Below are 18,746 nucleotides of genomic sequence, written 5' to 3'. Positions count from 1 at the left end.
TTTTTGGTGGCGCGGGCCCGATCAGTCGATCGTCGCGTCGTCCAGCAGGCTGGATTCCGCGCCGAACTCGCGAAGTTCGTCGCGGATCACCGTGTACGCCAGTCCTTGCGGATAGCCCTTGCGCGCGAGGAACCCGAGCAGCCGGCGGATCGCGGTCTGCTCGTCGACGTTCCCGAGCGACCTGAGCCGTTTGCGCACCAGCTCGCGAGCCCGTTGTTCCTCGGCTTCCCGGTCGACTTCCTCCGCCGCAAGTGCGGCGACCTCGTCGTCGACGCCCTTGCGCCGCAACTCCGCGACCAACGCCGTGCGCGACAGCCCCTGGTTCGCGTGCCGGTCGCGGACCCAGGCTTCGGCGAACTCGGCGTCGTTGACGAGACCGGCCCGGTCGAGCTTGCCGAGCAAGGTTTCGGTGGTCTCGCTGTCGAAACCCTTGCGCTGCAACGTCTGCCGCAGCTCCTCGACCGCCCGCGGCCGGGCGGCGAGGAGGTCGAAGCAGATTTCCTTGGCCTTCTTGGCCCGCTCCTCCGGAGGCAACTCCATCGGATCGACCTTCGGCGCCCTGGCCACGACACACTCCTTGTTCCTGGTGCCGCCCTCCGACGGCGGCACCGCCACACCGTTTCTCACCCGGTGCCGAACACCGCCGGTTCAGCACCGTCTCGCCTCCGCCAGCCGGATCGCAGCCGACGCAACTCGCATCGGACCGGACGCGGCCAGCCTCCGCGCGAGCGAATTCCTGCACCGCCAGGCCCGCGCGCCCGCCGTCACGGGCCGACTGCGCACACCACGCCGACCGGCCCCAGTCGCGATCGGTTCACGATCCGCTGACCGGTCCAGCCGCAGTCAGCTCACGATCCGCTGGCCGACCCAGCCGCAATCAACTCACGAACCGCCGACTGCACTCAGCCGCAACCGCTCACGAACCGCCGACGACACCCGGCCGTCCCGGCGCCCGGCCCGAGGAATCCTCTCCCCACCAGGCAGCAGGACGCCGACGCATCCGGAACACCGCCACGCCTGAAGATCCCGCCGCGGCGAAACCGCACCGGAACCCAGGCTTCAGCGACGGCCCGGAACCAGACCCGAGCACCGGGGAGGGAACCTGCCGATCCCCTCCCCTCCCCGGATCAGAAGTCGACCGGCGCGGGCACTGCCTCGGCTTCGGCGTCGACCTGCGGGCCGATGTTGAGCTTCTCCTTGATGCGTTTCTCTATCTCGTTGGCGATGTCCGGGTTGTCGCGCAGGAACTTCCGCGCGTTCTCCTTGCCCTGGCCGAGCTGGTCGCCCTCGTACGTGTACCAGGCACCCGACTTGCGCAGAATTCCCTGGTCGACGCCCATGTCGATGAGCGAGCCCTCGCGGGAGACGCCCACGCCGTAGAGGATGTCGAACTCGGCCTGCTTGAAGGGCGGGGCCATCTTGTTCTTGACGACCTTGACCCGGGTGCGGTTGCCGACCGGCTCGCCGCCGTCCTTGAGCGTTTCGATGCGGCGGACGTCGAGCCGGACCGAGGCGTAGAACTTGAGGGCCTTGCCACCGGTCGTGGTCTCCGGCGAGCCGAACATGACGCCGATCTTCTCGCGCAGCTGGTTGATGAAGATCGCGGTGGTGCCGGAGTTGTTCATCGCACCGGTCATCTTGCGCAGCGCCTGGCTCATCAGGCGGGCCTGGAGGCCGACGTGCGAGTCGCCCATCTCGCCCTCGATCTCGGCGCGCGGCACGAGCGCGGCCACGGAGTCGATGACCAGGATGTCGAGCGCGCCGGAACGGATCAGCATGTCCGCGATCTCCAGCGCCTGCTCGCCGGTGTCCGGCTGGGACACGAGCAGCGCGTCGGTGTCGACGCCGAGCTTCCTGGCGTACTCCGGGTCCAGCGCGTGCTCCGCGTCGATGAACGCCGCGATGCCGCCGTTGCGCTGCGCGTTGGCCACCGCGTGCAGGGCGACCGTGGTCTTACCGGAGGATTCCGGGCCGTAGACCTCGATGACACGGCCGCGGGGCAGGCCGCCGATGCCGAGCGCGACGTCGAGGGCGATCGCGCCGGTAGGGATCACGGAGACGGGCGGGCGGTTGTCCTCGCCGAGGCGCATCACCGAGCCCTTGCCGTACTGCTTGTCGATCTGCGCAAGGGCGAGTTCGAGCGCCTTGTCCTTGTCGGGTGCTGCTGGCATGGAAGTCCACCTCGCTGGTTGGGGCCTGTGTCTGTTCGGTTGTCCAGATCAAGCTCGTCCGGGGGTTCAAGCTCTGTCCGGTCCGACGCTACGGGGAGGGACCGACAATTCCAGGCGCGGCGACTGATCTGTGGATCGCTGGCCCCGTTGTGCACAACACCATAGACGAACAGGTGTTCGAGGTTTACAGCGACACGCCCATCCGGCGAGGATTTCGCCCGCTGCCGCCTCCGGAACCGGAACCCCCAGGTCAGCGCCGTTCCGGCGGCACCTCGAACTCGACGCAGACCGCTCGCCAGATCTCCTTGGCCGGCGTCCCCGAGCTCAGCGCCTCTTCGACCGTGCGCCCGCCGAGCCCGCTGAACACGTGGTCCTTGGCGAGCATCTCGGCGCGTCCGGACCCGAACTCCTCGGCCATCAGCCGTCGGAACACCGTGATACGCATCGGGCGAATGCTAGCTTTCCCGCTCCGCCGCGGATCACTCCCCCGGCTGGACGTTCTGTTCGAAGTAGTCGGCCAGCGCACCCGGCGTGGCGGCCTGTCCGCCGGAATTCACCTGATAGAGGAACCCGACGAGAGGCCGGTCCTTCACGGTGAACACAAGGACTGCCGACGACTGCCCGGCCGCCGACGCGTAGTGGCCTTCGAGGGCATTGCCCTTCCAGTCCGCTTCGGTGCGGTCGCCGCCCGCGGAGGAGAGAAGTCCGTCGGTGTACTGCTTCAGCTCCGCTGCCGACTGCCCCTGCACGTACGTCACCTGAGTGCCCGCGCGTCCCGGCGCGGCGCACGTCGACGCGGCACCGAGGCTCTTCGCCGGCGCAGCCGGTCCGTTGCCCATGCCGGGAGCGCAGCCACCGTTGTCAGCGACCTTGCCTGCCAACTGACGCATGCAGCCGGTCAGTCCGGACGAGTCGGCTTGCCCCGGCGTACGGCACTCGTCAGCGGTGTACGTCTTCACCGACGAACCTTGTGTTGTCAGGAACACGGTCAGCCCCGCCGCGAGCACGACCACCACAGCCGCCGCAATGCCGATCAACAGCTTGGTACGGCTCTTCTTCTCCGGCGCAGCGGGCGTGTACGTCGGGAAGTTGGACGGTGCCGGCGAAGGCTGGAACGGCGGCATCGGCTGTGGCTGCGTCGGCGAGTACGCCGGGTAGTTGCCTTGTGGCGGAGCAGGCGGCGCGTACGGCGCGCCGGACGCCACCTGGCCCTCGACGTTCTGCGTACGCATCGACAGTCCGTCTTTAGCGACGTGCTGCGCACCCAGCGCGACGGCCGTCTCCGGCTGGTCGAGGCTCGTGGGGACGACGCCGAGCTTCTCCGCGATCATCGACCCGACCAGCGGCAACCGGCTCGAACCGCCGACGAGGTAGATGCCGACGAGACGATCCGAGGTCAGCCCAGCCGAACGCAGTGTCCGCGAAAGCAGCTCCACGCTGCGCAGCATTGCCGGACGCACCAAGCCTTCGAGCTCTCCGCGCGTGACGAGCACGTCCTTGAACGGCTCCGGCATCGGCACCTCTGTCTGCGGATGCCGAGACAGCGCTTCCTTCGCGGCCTTCACGTCTTCTTGCAGCGCGCGTCGCGTACGCCGGTCCGCAGTGGACTCAGGGCGAAGCAGCCGCTGCCAGCGCTGCGGGTCCGAGTGCGACACCTCACGTCCGACGTGGACCATCAGCGCCTGGTCGACGTCGAGACCGCCGAGGTCGGGCAGACCGTCCTCGGCGAGCACTGTGTAGCCGTTCTGGTTCGCGCCGACGACGGCGACGTCGAAGGTCCCCGCGCCGAGGTCGTACACCGCGAGAGCCTGACCTGGAGCCAACGCGCGCTCAGGGAACGACGCGAAGTGCGCCGCGGCGGCGACTGGCTCCGGCACGAGGACTACGTTTCCGCGAATGCCAGCGAGCCGCGCCGCGCTCAGCAGGACGTTGCGGCGCACCGGGCCCCACTGCGCGGGGTGCGTGAGCCGGACCTCGTCCGGCTGCTCGCCGCCGAGCTGGCGCGTGGTCTCGTCGAGCACCCGGCGCAGGATCGCGGCCAGCGCTTCGTTGACCGGCACGACGTCTGTGCCGAGCAGCAGCGTCTGCTCGTCGATGCGCCGTTTAGGGTTGGGCTCGAACCGTGTCGGGTCGAGGCGCGCGCGGCGTTCGGCGTCCCGGCCGACCATGAGCGTGCCGTCTTCCCCGGCGAACACCGCGGAGGGCATGTTGGCCGACCCGTCGACCTCTACGACGCGAGGCGGCCTGCCGTGCGCGGAAAGGACGGCAACGGTGTTGGACGTCCCGAGGTCCACCGACAGGATCCGCACAGTAATTTCCCCTCGACTCAAGCAGCGCTGGCGGAGATGCTGCCACGTGCCCGGTCACCGTGCGTGCGGACCCGCGAAACTCGCGGCGCGCGCAACCCGGGAAGGCAACGGAACGTCTCGTCTTCCGAGGACGGGGAGGCAATGACAGAGCTAGTGGACAAGACTCGCCGAGACCAGTTCGGACAGTCAGCGGCGGGCGGTCCGGCGAACCCGTGGCGGGTCGCGGCGGCCAAATGGGGCCGCTCCGGCTACGTGCACGCGGCAGTGCTGTACCTCGTGGTGCGGCTGGTCGGCCTCGGTGCGCTCGCCGCCATGGCCGCACCCCGAGACCTGCCGTTGGGCGACCGCCTGCAGTCCTGGGACGGCTGGTGGTACCTGCAGATCGCGGAGCACGGCTACACCGGCGTAAGCAATCCTCTCGACGCCGCCGGGCTGCCGTATCCCGACGCGGCGTACGGCTATTTCCCGCTGTACCCGGCCTTGACCGGCATGCTCGAGAAGCTGCCCGGGGTGTCGTACTTCGGCGCGGGCATCCTCCTGTCGACGCTCGCCGGAATCGCGGCGGCGACGGCGATGTACCGAATCGGCCAGCGCGTCCACAGTCAGCGGGCGGGGCTGCTGCTCGCCGTGTTGTGGGGTGCCGCGCCGATGGCGATCGCCGAGAGCATGGTGATGACCGAGGCGCTCTTCACCGCGTTCGCCGCGTGGGCGCTGGTCGGTGTGCTCGAACGCAAGTGGTACCTCGCTGCTACCGCGACGCTGTTCGCCGGACTCACCCGGTCCACCGCCTGTGTGCTGGTCGCCGTCGTGGTGATCGCCGCGGCCGTCGACGTGTGGCGGAACAGACAGCGGTGGAACGCGCTCGTGTGCGTTTTCGTCGCGCCGCTCGGGCTGCTCGGGTACTGGATGTTCGTCGCGGTGCAGACCGGCAGCTTGACCGGCTGGCAGGACGTGGAGCTTCGCGGCTGGAACACGCGTTTCGACGCCGGTGCCGAAGCCTGGAAGTGGATCACGCAGACGCTCTTCACCTCGGGCAATGCGTGGGAGACGCTCGTCGTGTTGGTGACGCTCGCGGCGATCGCGCTCGCGGTCGTCTCCGTGACTGGCCGCCGGATTCCGTGGCCGCTGGCGGCGTACGCGGCGGGGGTCGTGGTGCTGGTGCTGTGCAGTGCCGGGCTGCCTGCCCTGAAGTCGAGGTTCCTGCTTCCGGACTTCGCGCTCCTGCTGCCCGTCGCGATGGGGCTGGCCGGTCGCAAGAAATCCACGATGATCGCCGCGACGACCGTCTTCGTGCTGGTCGGGGCCTGGTATTCGGCCTATTCGCTGACCGTGTGGAAGTACGCGATCTAAGCCGATCGGTCACCCACACGAGCGGATCCGGCCCGGACCGCACTGCCCGGGCCCCGGAAATTGTCGGTGGCGCCGCGCATGATGGATCCCGTGGCAAACGACGTCCTCGACCTCTTCTCCCCGGCGACCAGCACCTGGTTCGCCGGAGCCTTCGCCGCCCCGACGGCAGCGCAGGAAGGGGCCTGGCGGGCCGCACACGCCGGGCAGCACGCCCTGGTCGTGGCGCCCACCGGGTCCGGCAAGACGCTGTCCGCGTTCCTGTGGGCACTGGACCGGCTGGCGGCGGAACCTCCGCCGGCGAATCCGCGCGAGCGGTGCCGGATCCTCTATGTCTCGCCGTTGAAAGCGCTGGCGGTCGACGTGCAGCGCAATCTGCGCGCGCCGCTGGCCGGCATCTCGCAGGCCGCGCACCGGCTCGGCCAGCCCGCGCCGGAGATCGAGGTCGGCATGCGCACCGGCGACACCACGGCGGCGGAGCGCCGGTCGTTCGGGAAAACCCCGCCGGATGTGCTGGTCACCACGCCGGAGTCGCTGTTTCTCATCCTCACGTCCTCGGCGCGGGAGTCGCTGAAGGGCGTCGAGACGGTGATCGTCGACGAGGTGCACGCCGTCGCGGGCGGCAAACGCGGCGCACACCTGGCGTTGTCGCTGGAACGGCTGGACGCGTTGCTGCCCAAGCCAGCCCAGCGCATCGGGCTGTCGGCCACCGTGCGGCCGGTCGACGAGGTGAGCGCGTTCCTCGCCGGCGGCCGCCCGGTCACGGTCGTGCAGCCGAAGCTGGCGAAGACGATCCAGGTGCGGGTGGAGGTGCCGGTCGAGGACATGGCGAACCTCGACGGCCCGGCCCCGTCGCCAATGGAGCGGCTCGACGACCTCACGTCGCTGTCGCAATTGCCGTCGGAGGGCGGGATCGGCACCCAGGAAGAGGTGGCCGGCGCGGCGGTGAAGCGGCCGTCGATCTGGCCCGCGGTCGAGGAACGTGTGCTGGAGCTGATCCGCGCGCACCGCTCCACCATTGTGTTCGGCAACTCGCGGCGGCTCACCGAACGGCTCACCGCGCGGCTCAACGAACTCGCGTCCGAGCAAACCGGTCTGTCTCAGAGCGACGCGTTCCCGGCGGAGGCGGTCGGGCAGTCCGGGGTCACGTCGGGTGCGGAGCCGGTCATCGCGCGGGCACACCACGGGTCGATGTCCCGCGAGCAGCGCACCCATGTCGAAGAGGAACTGAAGTCCGGGCGGCTGCCGTGCGTCGTGGCCACGTCGTCGCTCGAACTCGGCATCGACATGGGCGCGGTGGATCTGGTCGTGCAGATCGAGGCTCCGCCCACCGTGGCGTCCGGGCTGCAGCGCGTCGGCCGTGCCGGGCACCAGGTCGGAGCGGTGTCGTCCGGCGTGATGTTCCCGAAGTTCCGCGGCGACCTGGTGTCGTGCGCGGTGGTCGCGGAACGGATGGCGACCGGGGCGATCGAGGCGGTGCGGTACCCGCGCAACCCGCTCGACGTGCTGGCTCAGCACGTCGTGGCGATGGTGGCGCTCGAACCGTGGACGGTGCCGGAGCTGGCGGCGCTCGTCCGGCGGGCGGCGCCGTTCAGCTCGCTGCCGGACGACGCGCTGCACGCGGTGCTCGACATGCTCGCCGGCCGCTACCCGAGCGAGGAGTTCGGCGAGCTGCGGGCACGGATCACGTGGGACCGGGTCGGCGGCGAACTGCGCGGACGGCCGGGTTCGCAGCGGCTGGCCGTCACGTCCGGCGGCACCATCCCCGATCGCGGGCTGTTCACCGTGATGACACCAGGCGACGAAGGCAAACCCGGCTCGCGCGTGGGCGAGTTCGACGAGGAGATGGTGTACGAATCGCGGGTCGGCGACACGATTCTGCTCGGCACCTCGTCGTGGCGGATCACTGACATCACCCATGACCGGGTGATCGTCGTGCCCGCCCCGGGCCAGCCCGCCCGGATGCCGTTCTGGAAGGGCGACGCCGCCGGACGGCCGCTGGAACTGGGGCGGGCGCTCGGCGCGTTCGTCCGCGAACTGTCCACTTCGGACACTCCGGCGGCGAGGGACCGGGCCGCCGCGGCCGGTCTCGACCAGCGCGCCTGCGACAACCTGCTGGCGTATCTGGAAGAACAGAAGTCGGCCACCCGGCACGTGCCCAATGACCGGGTCATCCTGCTCGAACGCTACCGCGACGAGCTGGGCGACTGGCGGATCGTGCTGCACTCGCCGTTCGGCGCGCAGGTCAACGCTCCGTGGGCGCTCGCGATCGCCGCCCGGCTGCGGGAAAACCGCGGCGTCGACGCCCAGGTGGCGCACTCCGACGACGGCATCGTGCTGCGGCTGCCCGACGCGCTCGACGCCGACGGCGGCGAAGTCACCATCGGCGCCGACGACGTCCTGCTGGACCCGGAGGAGGTCGAGCAGCTGATCGTGGCGGAGGTCGGCGGTTCGGCGGTCTTCGCGGCGCGGTTCCGGGAGTGTGCGGCACGCTCGCTGCTTCTGCCGCGGCGTGATCCGCGGCGGCGTACTCCGTTGTGGCAGCAACGGCAACGGGCGTCGCAGCTGTTGTCGGTGGCGGCGAAGTACGAGCGGTTCCCGGTGGTGCTGGAGGCCATGCGCGAGGTCCTGCAGGACGTCTACGACGTCGGCGGACTGCGGGAGCTGATGTCGGACGTCCGGGCGCGCAAGGTGCGGCTGGTCGAGGTGGAGACGCCGGCCGCGTCGCCGTTCGCGCGGAGTCTGTTGTTCGGTTACGTCGGGATGTTCCTGTACGAGACAGACGCCCCGCTGGCCGAACGGCGGGCCGCGGCGCTGTCGCTGGATTCCGCGCTGCTGGCTGAATTGCTGGGCACGGAAGCGATTCGCGAGCTGCTCGACCCCGAGGCCGTGGCCGAGGTCGAACGGTCGTTGCAGCGGCTCGATCCAGACCGGCACGCAAGGTCGGCAGAGGACGCGGCGGACTTGTTGCGGTTTCTCGGCGATCTGTCCATCCCGGAAGCCGCAGAGCGCGGGATCCAGCCGGAATGGCTGGCAGAACTCGCCTCGGCCCGGCGTGCGATCCAGGTGCGCATCGGCGGCGAAGAGCGGTATCTGGCCATCGAGGACGCCGGGCGGGTGCGAGACGCGCTGGGCGTCGCGCTTCCGGTCGGCGTGCCCGAGGCGTTCACCGAGCCGGTGGCGGATCCGGTGGGCGATCTGCTCGGCCGCTACGCGCGGACTCACGGTCCGTTCTCCGCGACAGCTGCGGCAGATCGGTTCGGGCTAGGAACAGCCGTTGTCACCGGAGTGCTCGACCGGCTCACCGGTGAAGGCAGGCTGGTCCGCGGCGAGCTGAGTCCGGTCGGGCATCCGGAAACCCATGGCGTGGGCGTCGAATACTGCGACGCGACCGTACTCCGCCGGTTGCGGCGCGCGTCGCTTGCCCGGCTGCGGGCGGAGGTCGAGCCCGTGGAACCGGCGGCGCTGGGCCGGTTCTTGCCCGCGTGGCACGGAATCGGCGCGCGGCTGCGGTCCGCGCCGACGGCCGACGACGTGCTGTCGGTGGTCGAGCAGCTGGCCGGTGCGCCTCTGCCGGCGAGCGCGGTGGAGTCGCTGATCCTGCCCAGCCGGCTGCCGGGCTACTCCCCCGCGCTGCTCGACGAGCTCACCACCGCGGGCGAGGTCACCTGGGCGGGCTGCGGCGCGCTCTCCGGTGGAGACGGCTGGCTGGCGCTGGCACCGTCCGACGTCGCGGATCTGCTGCTGCCCGAGGTCGAGGAGAATCCGCCGACCAGCCCGCTGCACGAAGCGATCGTGACGGCGCTGGAAGGCGGAGCTTTGTTCTTCCGGCAGCTTGTCGACCGGGTCACGCCGGGCCTGGAGCAACCGCCGGACGACGGCGCCGTGGTATCCGCGTTGTGGGATCTGGTGTGGGCCGGGCTGGTCACCGGCGACACACTCGCGCCGCTACGTGCGCAGGTCGCAGGCCATGGCGCACACAAGCCGCGGCGGCAAGCACCACGCGGCCGATATGCCCGCATGCGCGCTGGGCGTCCGGCGATGCCCTCACGCACCGGACCGCCAACCGCAGCCGGCCGATGGGCACTGACCCCACTTCGGGAAACCGAGCCGACTCGGCGTGCGCATGCCCGCACCGAGGCGTTTCTGGAACGGCACGGCGTCCTCACCCGGGGTGCGCTCGACACCGAACGGGTCACCGGCGGTTTTTCCGGGATCTACAAGGTGTTGCGCGGCATGGAGGACACCGGGCAGGTCATTCGCGGCTACGTCGTCGAAGGTCTCGGCGCCGCGCAGTTCGCTGCGAAGGGCGCAGTCGACCGGCTGCGCGCCCTCTCCAGCACCGCGCCCGCAACTGCGAGCCGCAACGACAGCGCTCGTGCCGTAGTTCTCGCCGCCGCGGACCCAGCACAGCCGTACGGCGCTGCGCTGTCCTGGCCTGCCGCGACTGGCGACACGAAACACCGGCCAGCGCGCAAAGCCGGAGCGCTCGCGGTGCTGGTCGACGGGATCCCGGCCCTGTACGTCGAACGCGGCGGCCGCTCGTTGCTGAGCTTCACCGAGGAACGCGGTTCGCTGCAAGCCGCCGCGGCCGCCTTGTCGACCGCGGTCCGGGAGGGCTGGCTGGGTCAGCTGGCCGTCCAGCGCGCGGACGGAGAGCACGCGCTGACCTCGGAGCTGGCCGAGATCCTGCAGGAAGCCGGCTTCCGCGCGACGCCGAAGGGACTCCGTTTGAGAGCTTGACACTGCCTCGGTCCGTCTCGGGCTGGCGCGCGGCCAAGCCAGGAAGGCGAGCGCGTCCGACCCATGGCTTCCGCGGACTGGCCAGCCCCGTCGCGCGGCAAGCGGGCGTGGTCGGCGGACCCGCGTCGGGGAAGCAGGTGGCGTCACTAGACTTCTCGTGGCCCCTCGGTGGACAAAAGGACGTTCGATCATGGCGATGCGCGAGTTGCGCTACTTCGGTGACCCGGTGCTCAAGTCCGTGTGCGACCCGGTGACCACGTTCGACAGCAAGATCGAGGCGCTGGTGAAGGACCTCCTCGACAGCGTGCAGCCGGAGGGCCGGGCCGGGCTCGCGGCACCGCAGATCGGGGTCGGGCTGCGGGTGTTCAGCTACGACGTCGGCGGGCTGACCGGGTACGTCATCAACCCGGAGATCGCCCACCTCTCCGAGGAGACGCACGAAATCGGCGAGGGCTGCCTGTCCGTGCCGGAACTGTGGTTCCCGACAGTCCGCGCGAAGCACGCCGTCGTGCGCGGCGTCGACCTGCGCAACGAGCCGATCGAGGTCGAGGGCGTCGACGTGCTGGCTCAGTGCCTCCAGCACGAAACCGACCACCTCGACGGAAAGCTCTACCTCGACCGGCTCACTCCCGAGCGGAAGAAGCAGGCGCTGCGCGAGGCGCGGGGCAAAGACTGGTTCTGGAACCGCTGACCGTCTGCGGCGTCCCGGGCAGCTGGGGCGTCCGGGCTGCGAAAAGCCGGAGCACCGTGCCGTCGTCCGGACTGGTCTCGACGTACAGCCCGGCGCGCGCAGCAGTCCGGGTCATGGCGTCGTTGCTCGGAAGACGGACCGCGGTCAGTTCCGTGATCCCGTCCGCCCCGGCGAGGGCGACCAGCCGAGCAAGCAGCGCCGTGCCGATTCCCCGTCGCTGCCAAGCATCCTCGACGAGCAGCGATACCTCAGCCGTGCCGTCACGCTGAGAAATCAGCTGCCCGAACCCGATCACGTCCCGGCCGCACACCGCGAGCAAACTCGTTCCGCGCGGTGGCATGAGCAAGCGGTGCAGCCATTTGCGGGGAACCGTGCGCAGCCCAGTGTGGTAGCGGTTGAACAACGTCTTCGCCGAACAACGAAGATGCACCGCGCCGATCGCGTCGATGTCGCGCGGAGTACCAATCCGCAGAACGACCGCGGCACCGTCCGGACGGTCGAGCACCACCGGCCCAGCCAGATTCTGCTCCGCCGCGGCGAGTAGTTCCAGGAAAGCCGCAGCCTGAGCGAGTTCTGATTCAGCGAACGCCACCCACCGCCGCCGCGCGACGAATGCTGTCCCGTCGCTGAAGGGAAAGACCGCCCGGTGCCCGCCCTCCGTACGTCCCGGGTTGGCCTCGCTCGCCGGAACGAGCGTGACGAGGTCGGCGGCTAGGACCGACCGCAGCATCGGAGCACGACACCCGGGATCAGCGATCGCCCGCCGTGCGGCGCTGAGAGCAGTCGCGGTCGAGTCGCGAAGTCCGCCAGCACTGGTTTCGACAACCGAATCCCGCGCGACGCCACGGACGGGTGCCGTCGGGGCTCGCAACTCCTCGGCCCCGATGCAAAATTCCTCTGCGACGGGGAATGCAGTTGCCGCACGGCGTTCCGCAGGACCGGCTCCAGCCGCATCTTGAGTGGCAGCGAATACATCCCCCGCTGAGGCAGGCGATTCCCGGATTGTGGCATCGCCATAGGTCTTCCTCAGCGCGAGAGGTTGAGTTGTGGAAGGAGCAGAGGGGTTCCGGGCGGTGCCGGAGGCAGTCTCTCGATCAGCAGTGGGAGAATTTGCTTCAGGGCCAAGCAATTCTCGGACGACGGAATCAGCAGGCGGCTTCTCCGCAACGGGGAGCGGATTTGCCGCAGAGCGTTCGCTGGCATCGGATTCAGAGCCGGTCGGCTGGTCGGCCGCCGACGCCACTGACGAAGCGTCGCGTTCGCACGCAGCAACCTCAGCGTGCATCTTCCTGTCGGCGAGGAACGCGGTTGCATCGGGAACACCGCGCTTCCCGGCATCAGGGCCAGAGGCCGTCGTCCGGTCGGTGGCTGGGGCGTCCGTGATCGGGGTGAGGAGCTCCCGGGCGGCGGCCTCTGCGATGGAATCCTCGGCGGCAGGCTCGGCGGCTGGAGAGCGGAGTTCGGGGATGGTGGTTTCGGTCATCCCCAGGCAATCGCCGCCTTCGTCGCGGAGGGCGTCTATCAGGAGGTGTTGCGGCAGGCCGGTTGCCGGGCGCAGCACGAACTCGTCCAGGACGCCGCCGGGTACCGGGTGTCTGGTGAGGCCGATGATGCGGCATTCGAGGTCGGCTAGTCGGATGGCGAAGCGGGCCAGCGTTCCGGGGTGGTCGTCGGAGCGCACGCGTACTCGCCAGGCTCGGGCCGGGGGGCGGTTTTCCTTGGCATGGCTCGGGTTGGACTCGGGGCGAGAGGGGTGTGCCGGCTCGTCGGCAACGGCGTTCGTGAGGAGGCTGCGGGGCGTCGAAGGCATGTCCATGGGACTTACCGTTCCTGACGCACGTAACCGTCGGCGTCCTGTGGTGTTTCGGGTTTGTCAGAGAGCGGCCGGGAATGCGTGATCTGTGAGAAACGTGGCGCGGATCAGCGTGGGGTGAGCAGGCGGAATTCGTTGTCTTCCGGGTCTGCGAAGTCGGTCTGGCCGAGCAGGTGGGCACCGGCGGCTTGGAGACGGCGGATTTCGGCGGCGTGGTCGTCGTGGCGGGCCGGGGCTAGTTCCAGGTGGAGGCGGTTTCGGTCGTGCTTTGGGGTTTTCGCGCGGAGGAATTCGAGGGTGGGGCCGCGGCCGGTGGGGTTGCGGAGGGTGGTGATCGAGGGCTCGTCGGCGGTGATCGGCCAGGCTGTGAGCGGGGACCAGAAGCGGGCTAGGCGTGCGGGGTCCGCCGCGTCCACGACGATCGCTGCCAGGGCACCGGAATTGGCGTATTCCTGGCGGGGTTCCAGGACGCAGAACTCGTTGTCTTCGGGGTCTGCCAGGACGATCCACGGGACGTCGCGCTGACCGATGTCGATCGGGCGTGCGCCTAGGGAAACGGCTCGGGCGACGGTTTCGCGCTGATTCTCAGCAGAGGTGCTGGAGAGGTCTAGGTGCAGCCGGTTTTTGGTGGTCTTCGGGCGGGACGACCGGGTGAAGACCAGGTTGAGGTCGCAGCCGTCGTTCGCTGCGGGCTGGACCTCGTCGGGGGATTCCGCCGTGGTGTGCCAGGCGAGGAGGTCGGACCAGAACCGGGCTAGGCGGGCTGGTTGTTCGGCGGCGATGGCCAGGTGGACCAGACGGGGTGCCATCTTGCCACGGTAACGGGGAGGACCGACAAAAACGGCGGATCGTGCGCCAGCGAGACCGGGTGAAAGAACTGTGCCGGCAAGCGCGGGGGTATCGCGCTTGCCGGCACAGCTGGATCGCCAGGCGGCCTTAAGAAACCGGGAAGCTTCCCCACTTTCGGTTCTAGGCGGTCACCTGGTGGCCAGTCGCAGCAGGGCCCAGGTTTGGGCGGACAGCTCGTGGTCGCCGTCGGTGTGGACCATGGTCACCGGAACTCTTCCCCAGAGCCAGAGGTACACGTTCTCGGGCGAGCCGGTGACTATCGCGTCCGCGGCGTCGGCTTCCCTGGGAGAGCAGCGCCAGGCTTCTGTTTCGCCGGGGCCTGCTCTCGCGATCCAGCTGTGGCCTCCGGTGTGGAAACCCACTGTGCCGTTTCGGGTTCCCGAGATGCCCATGGTGGTGAGCTTGTGTCCGAAGTAGAGGGTGAGGGCCTCGTCGACGCCGTCGGCGGCCAAGTCGTCCGGGACTGTCGAGTCTCCGGTGCCGGCCGCGTTTTCGGCGTCCACTCGGTGCACGAGGGTTTCGTGGAGCATGCGACGGCGCCAGAAACCGTGGGTCGGGTCGGCGGACCACCAGGTGGCGGCTCGGGAGGCCGGGTCGTGGTCGGCCAGTTCTATCTCGAGTTCGGTGCGGGCGGCGGAGTAGAAGTCGACGACCGGCTGGCCGGGCAGGGGCTCGCGCCACAGCTCGGGGCGGCGGCCTTCGCGGAGCCAGCCGAGCACCTGCCAGTACACGGCGCCGACGTGCTTGAGCAGCTCGTTCAACGTCCAGCCCGGGGCGGTGGGCACCGGCGAATCGGGCGACGCCGAGTGCGCCACCTCCCCCAGCAGTTGCGCCTCCGCGGAGAACGCCTCGAGCAACCGGCCGTGGTCGACCGTGCCGAGTTCACGCGACATGAGCTTCCCCGGACATCGGCAGGCCGTGCTCGACCCGGCGGACCAATTCGAGGAACTGGGCGGTCGCCTGCAGGAGGCTCGCGGCCAGTTCGGCGGTGACGCGACCGGTGATGCCCGCTTCGGCGGCGGCCCGGGTTTCGGAATGGTCGGCGAAGAAGGCCGACCATTCGCGCAGTTCGGGAGCGACGGCGTCGAGCAGCACCCAGCCGCTGGCGGGACGGCCCCGGCCACGGCGCGGACGGCCCCGGACGGCGAGCACCGCACCCGCGCCGCGCAAGGCGGCGAGGTAGGCGCCGATGAAGCGTTCGGCTGGGTCGCGTTCGTTTTCCGCGTTGTCGAGGCCGCGATTGGCCTGGGCGAGGAGGGTGACCGCCTCGGGTGCGACCGGCGGGCGCAGGGACAACGGGAGTTGCGGCTGGCCCGGAGCGCCGGAGCGGTGGGCGGCCGATTCGGCGGAGGGCCGGACGGCGGCTCGGCTGCGGTGGACTACCTGCCTCGGGGGCGGAGAACTGGGCAGGGCGGGTTCGGGGACGTGGTGCACGGTTGGCCTGGAGGTTGGAGCGCCCGCTGGGGTGCGCTCGGGCTGGGGAGCGGGGTTGGCCGCTGGGGCTGACGGTGCGGCGGAGCGGTTCTCCGACGACCTCGAGACCGGGGAACCTGCTGCGGCGCGCTCCGGTTGGAGAGCGGGATTGGCCGCCGCGGTGGAGATGCTCTCCGACGACCGCGAGACGGGGGAACCCGCCGGAGTGCGCCCAGGCCGAGGAGCAGGGTTGGCCACAGTGACAGACGGTTCAGCGGACCGATTCTCCGACGACCGCGAGACGAGGGAACCCGCCGGAGCGCGCCCAGGCCGAGGAGCAGGGTCGGCCACAGTGACAGACGGTTCAGCGGAGCGATTCTCCGACGACCGCGAGACCAGGGAACCCGCCGGAGCGCGCCCAGGCTGGGTAGTGGGAAGGGCCGCCGCGGCAGAGATGCTCTCCGACGGCTTGGAGGTCGGAGAAACTGCGGGAAGGAGCTCGGGCTGATACAGGAGACCGCCAGCTACAGCAGGCAGTGCAGTAGAGCGGTTCTCCGCCCGCTTGGATGCGGGGGAACTCGCCGGGGTGCGCTCAGGCTGAAGTGCGGGATTGGCCGCTGCGGCGGATGGCGCGGTGGAGATGTCCTCCGACGCAAAGGGCAGCACAGGGTCAGTCGCCGGAGCAGCACGCCGAGCAGAGCCAGCCGCCGAAGCCGACGCTGACGCCGACGACGGAGCCGAAGCAGACGCAGTGCCAGAAGCCGCCGGTTGAGCAGCACTGTCCGAGGGGATGACCGCAGAAGCGGCCGCGGCGGAAGCAGCCGAGGCAGAACCACCCTCGGCACTCTCCGAAGCGCTCCCCGGCTGCACAGCCGCGCCGAACGTCAGCTGTTCGCCAACCGCGCCAGGTCGGTCTGGGGTGCCCTCCAAGGCACGGTCCGCGGGGGACACGACCGAGACGGACATGGCGACCCTCCTCCTGCTCGGGTGGGCCCGGCCGGGGGCCCGAGGTGCTTCCCCCACCCCGGGACCGGCCGGTGCGCTCCCACCGGGTATCGAACGTCTGTTCGATCTGTTTCCAGAGTAGCCGCGCCGGCCACTCCGCTCAACCCCGCCGGTGGAATCGGGGCACGTGGTGCGGGACACGGCCGCACCGGCGTGGTCTCATAACGGAGTGAGCACCCACGACCATCCCGCTGTCGCCAAGGTCACCGCCGCGCTGGGCGAGGCCGGACAGCACGCCGCCGCTGACGGAGTGCGGGTGCTGCCCGCCGAGGTGCGCACTGCCGCGCAGGCCGCGGAGGCGCTCGGCGTGCCGGTGGGCGCTATCGCCAACAGTCTGGTTTTCCGGGGGCGCACGAGCGACGGGGTCGAGGTCGCGTTGCTTGCCCTTACCTCCGGGGCGCATCGGGCGAAGGAGTCCCGGCTGGCGGAACTCGCGGGGGTCGCGGAGGTCGGCAAGGCGGACGCGGCGTTCGTCCGGGAGCACACGGGACAGCCGATCGGAGGCGTCGCTCCGGTCGGGCATCCGGAGCGGCTCGTGACGCTCGTGGACACGGCGTTGCGCGACTATCCCGAGGTGTGGGCCGCGGCGGGGCATCCGAAATCGGTCTTCCCGACCACCTTCGACGCACTCGTCACGCTCACCGGGGGCACCCCGGGCGAGCTGGCGGGCGAAGGGGAGGATGGTCGACTGTGACCGCCATGTCCTCCTCCGGGTGTTCCCGGTACGTGCAACTCTCCGCCGACGAGTTCCGCTCCCGGCTGCCGGAAGCGCTGGCGATCTACGTGAACGCGATGCGCTACCCCGAGGGCACGGCCGAGCAGCGCGCACCGATGTGGCTCACCCACGCGCTGCGCGAGGGCTGGCGCTGCATGGCCGCCCTCGACGACAACGGCGTGCTGCTCGGAGTCGCGTACGGGTACAAGGGCCGCGCGGGACAGTGGTGGCACGAGCAGGTCCGGCACGGCCTCACCCGCCGCGCGGGTACGGAGGAAGCCGAGCGCTGGCTGACGGACTACTTCGAGCTCACCGAGATCCACGTGCGCCCGGAGAACCAGGGCAAGCAAATCGGCGAGGACCTGCTGCGCCGGCTGCTCGACGGCGTCCCCAGCGCGAACGTCCTGCTCTCGACGCCGGAGGGCACGAGCCGGGCGTGGAAGCTGTACCGGCGCATGGGGTTCGTCGACGTTCTGCGCGACTACCAGTTCACCGGCGATCCGCGGCCGTTCGCGATTCTCGGGCGGTCGCTGCCGCTCGAAGAGGCGTAGGACGCCGCACGCCCGGTGCCGGACTGGGCGTGCGGCGCGCTCAGCTACCGCAAGAAACGGCCCCCAGAGGCCGTGCGCGCCAGCGATCAGGCGTGACCGAGCGACGGTGCCACCGTCTTGGCCACGGCGACCGCCTTCGTGCAGGCGGTGGCGGTGTCGAGGCCGCTTTCGGGTTCGCCGCTGAACTCCACGGAGACGATCTCGCCGTACCCGTGCGCCTCGTCTTCCTTCGGGGTCTCGACCTTGCGCCAGGTCGCGTCGCAGCTGACCACGCTGCTGTCCGCGTCCTTCTTCTGGATGGCCGTGACGCCATTGCCGAGGTCGGCGGGCTGGCCGTCTCCGGCGTCGGCGGGCAGCCCCTGGTGCAGGTGCACCGACACCTGCGGGTAGTGGGTGCCGTCGCCGGACCAGAAGTCGCATTCGTGCAGGCTCTTCGGCTCCACGAAAGACTTCTGTCCCAGCGCGGTCTCCACGGCCTGCTTGCCCGCCACCGCGCACGGATCGGTCGTCAGCACGGAGCCGGGCACCTGCTTGTACTGCGGCGGGGAGTTGTGCAGGGCCTGCACCACCTTGGTCAGCGCCGCGCGGCCGGGCGCGCAGGCGTCGCCGGCGGACTTGGTCTGGAAGGTGATCCCCAGCGACTGTTCGAACGACGTCACGACGGAGACCCAGCACGACCCTGGCTTGTCGCCGTCGACGACCAGCGGAAGGCCTTCGAGCTTCTCGACCGGGTCCTTCGACATGATCAGCTGGTCGCCGACGCGCAGCACCAATTCGACGGTCTTGCCGCCGGAGTCCTTGACGTCGACGCGGCACTCGCCCCATTCGGAGGAGGAAATGCTCGACTGGTCCGGGGCGCCGACTCCGCCGAGGGTCTTGCTGTCCAGCAGCGCGCACGGATCCACGGTGCGCAGGGCCGCCGCCTGCACGGCGGAGTCGGTGATCGGGGGCTTCGCTTCGGAGGTGGGAGAACCCGCGGCGGCGGTGCCCGCGGTCGAGCCGCCGCAGCCCGCGAGGGCGGCCAGCAGCGCCACCCCCGCGACCAGCGCCGATGCCCGGAATATTCGATTTTCGGTGATCATGCGCGGTACCGTAGCCGAGTTCGTCACCCGTTCGTGGCGAAATCTCCAAGAATGCGG

15 protein-coding genes are annotated in these 18,746 nt (G+C 70.1%); 6 read left to right on the top strand and 9 right to left on the bottom strand.

The window, feature by feature from the left end; translation table 11 throughout:
• Positions 1-21: 21 nt before the first annotated feature.
• The 4 genes from ACWDNU_RS24400 to ACWDNU_RS24385 form a co-directional block, all read right to left on the bottom strand.
• A complete protein-coding gene (locus tag ACWDNU_RS24400; RefSeq protein ID WP_370939112.1) occupies positions 22-540 on the bottom strand; it encodes a regulatory protein RecX in 519 nt (172 codons plus the stop codon).
• 587 nt (positions 541-1,127) lie between these two features.
• Positions 1,128-2,171, bottom strand: coding sequence for a recombinase RecA (gene recA, locus ACWDNU_RS24395; RefSeq protein WP_344268023.1), 1,044 nt, complete (start codon positions 2,169-2,171; stop codon positions 1,128-1,130).
• Positions 2,172-2,421: 250 nt separating this feature from the next.
• On the bottom strand, positions 2,422-2,616 hold the full coding sequence (locus tag ACWDNU_RS24390) for a DUF3046 domain-containing protein (protein ID WP_370939113.1): 195 nt from the start codon (positions 2,614-2,616) through the stop codon (positions 2,422-2,424).
• A 34-nt stretch (positions 2,617-2,650) separates the two neighbouring features.
• Positions 2,651-4,480 carry an Hsp70 family protein gene (locus ACWDNU_RS24385; protein ID WP_370939114.1) on the bottom strand — a complete coding sequence of 610 codons (1,830 nt, stop codon included), beginning with the start codon at positions 4,478-4,480 and terminating at the stop codon, positions 2,651-2,653.
• 141 nt (positions 4,481-4,621) lie between these two features.
• Here ACWDNU_RS24385 and ACWDNU_RS24380 point away from each other — a divergent pair, with 141 nt between their 5' ends.
• From ACWDNU_RS24380 to def, 3 genes are all read left to right on the top strand, one after another.
• Positions 4,622-5,830, top strand: a complete 1,209-nt coding sequence (locus ACWDNU_RS24380; protein ID WP_449670584.1) for a hypothetical protein — start codon at positions 4,622-4,624, stop codon at positions 5,828-5,830.
• 78 nt (positions 5,831-5,908) lie between these two features.
• Positions 5,909-10,570: an ATP-dependent helicase gene (locus ACWDNU_RS24375; protein WP_449670583.1), complete on the top strand. Its 4,662-nt coding sequence runs from the start codon at positions 5,909-5,911 to the stop codon at positions 10,568-10,570.
• Positions 10,571-10,760: 190 nt separating this feature from the next.
• Positions 10,761-11,261 carry a peptide deformylase gene (gene def, locus ACWDNU_RS24370; RefSeq protein WP_370939116.1) on the top strand — a complete coding sequence of 167 codons (501 nt, stop codon included), beginning with the start codon at positions 10,761-10,763 and terminating at the stop codon, positions 11,259-11,261.
• Here the strand turns inward: def and ACWDNU_RS24365 are convergent.
• A complete protein-coding gene (locus ACWDNU_RS24365) occupies positions 11,194-11,991 on the bottom strand; it encodes an N-acetyltransferase family protein (protein WP_449670582.1) in 798 nt (265 codons plus the stop codon). The genes def and ACWDNU_RS24365 overlap by 68 nt on opposite strands.
• Positions 11,992-12,540: 549 nt before the next feature.
• On the opposite strand from ACWDNU_RS24365, the gene ACWDNU_RS24360 reads away from it, so the two are divergent.
• Complete coding sequence (locus ACWDNU_RS24360) at positions 12,541-12,894, top strand: hypothetical protein (protein ID WP_449670581.1); 354 nt, start codon at positions 12,541-12,543, stop codon at positions 12,892-12,894.
• 287 nt (positions 12,895-13,181) lie between these two features.
• Here the strand turns inward: ACWDNU_RS24360 and ACWDNU_RS24355 are convergent, their stop codons facing one another.
• From ACWDNU_RS24355 to ACWDNU_RS24345, 3 genes are all read right to left on the bottom strand, one after another.
• Positions 13,182-13,883, bottom strand: a complete 702-nt coding sequence (locus ACWDNU_RS24355) for a VOC family protein (protein ID WP_449670580.1) — start codon at positions 13,881-13,883, stop codon at positions 13,182-13,184.
• Between the two features lie 168 nt (positions 13,884-14,051).
• Positions 14,052-14,816, bottom strand: a complete 765-nt coding sequence (locus tag ACWDNU_RS24350) for a maleylpyruvate isomerase family mycothiol-dependent enzyme (RefSeq protein WP_449670579.1) — start codon at positions 14,814-14,816, stop codon at positions 14,052-14,054.
• Positions 14,806-15,219, bottom strand: a complete 414-nt coding sequence (locus tag ACWDNU_RS24345; RefSeq protein ID WP_449670578.1) for an SAV_6107 family HEPN domain-containing protein — start codon at positions 15,217-15,219, stop codon at positions 14,806-14,808. The genes ACWDNU_RS24350 and ACWDNU_RS24345 overlap by 11 nt, the downstream gene beginning before the upstream one ends.
• A gap of 1,291 nt (positions 15,220-16,510) precedes the next feature.
• Here ACWDNU_RS24345 and ACWDNU_RS24340 point away from each other — a divergent pair.
• Together ACWDNU_RS24340 and ACWDNU_RS24335 are read left to right on the top strand one after the other, a co-directional pair.
• On the top strand, positions 16,511-17,035 hold the full coding sequence (locus tag ACWDNU_RS24340) for a YbaK/EbsC family protein (protein WP_449670577.1): 525 nt from the start codon (positions 16,511-16,513) through the stop codon (positions 17,033-17,035).
• The gene (locus tag ACWDNU_RS24335; protein WP_370939123.1) at positions 17,032-17,607 is read left to right on the top strand and encodes a GNAT family N-acetyltransferase; all 576 of its coding nucleotides are present in this window, start codon (positions 17,032-17,034) and stop codon (positions 17,605-17,607) included. The genes ACWDNU_RS24340 and ACWDNU_RS24335 overlap by 4 nt, the downstream gene beginning before the upstream one ends.
• An 86-nt stretch (positions 17,608-17,693) precedes the next feature.
• Here ACWDNU_RS24335 and ACWDNU_RS24330 read toward each other — a convergent pair whose 3' ends face one another.
• The gene (locus tag ACWDNU_RS24330; protein WP_449670576.1) at positions 17,694-18,689 is read right to left on the bottom strand and encodes a DUF3558 family protein; all 996 of its coding nucleotides are present in this window, start codon (positions 18,687-18,689) and stop codon (positions 17,694-17,696) included.
• Positions 18,690-18,746: the final 57 nt, after the last annotated feature.

This window comes from Amycolatopsis sp. NPDC003676 (genome assembly GCF_053587275.1).
The sequence above is the reverse complement of the archived record's forward strand: the minus strand, read 5'-3'. Positions and strand labels throughout refer to the sequence as shown.

Coding starts and splice junctions, on each gene's coding strand:
- ACWDNU_RS24400 (WP_370939112.1), bottom strand. CDS start 540: ATGGAGTTGCCTCCGGAGGAGCGGGCCAAGAAGGCCAAGGAAATCTGC.
- ACWDNU_RS24365 (WP_449670582.1), bottom strand. CDS start 11,991: ATGCTGCGGTCGGTCCTAGCCGCCGACCTCGTCACGCTCGTTCCGGCG.
- ACWDNU_RS24350 (WP_449670579.1), bottom strand. CDS start 14,816: ATGTCGCGTGAACTCGGCACGGTCGACCACGGCCGGTTGCTCGAGGCG.
- ACWDNU_RS24375 (WP_449670583.1), top strand. CDS start 5,909: ATGATGGATCCCGTGGCAAACGACGTCCTCGACCTCTTCTCCCCGGCG.
- def (WP_370939116.1), top strand. CDS start 10,761: ATGGCGATGCGCGAGTTGCGCTACTTCGGTGACCCGGTGCTCAAGTCC.
- ACWDNU_RS24390 (WP_370939113.1), bottom strand. CDS start 2,616: ATGCGTATCACGGTGTTCCGACGGCTGATGGCCGAGGAGTTCGGGTCC.
- recA (WP_344268023.1), bottom strand. CDS start 2,171: ATGCCAGCAGCACCCGACAAGGACAAGGCGCTCGAACTCGCCCTTGCG.
- ACWDNU_RS24380 (WP_449670584.1), top strand. CDS start 4,622: ATGACAGAGCTAGTGGACAAGACTCGCCGAGACCAGTTCGGACAGTCA.
- ACWDNU_RS24330 (WP_449670576.1), bottom strand. CDS start 18,689: ATGATCACCGAAAATCGAATATTCCGGGCATCGGCGCTGGTCGCGGGG.
- ACWDNU_RS24355 (WP_449670580.1), bottom strand. CDS start 13,883: ATGGCACCCCGTCTGGTCCACCTGGCCATCGCCGCCGAACAACCAGCC.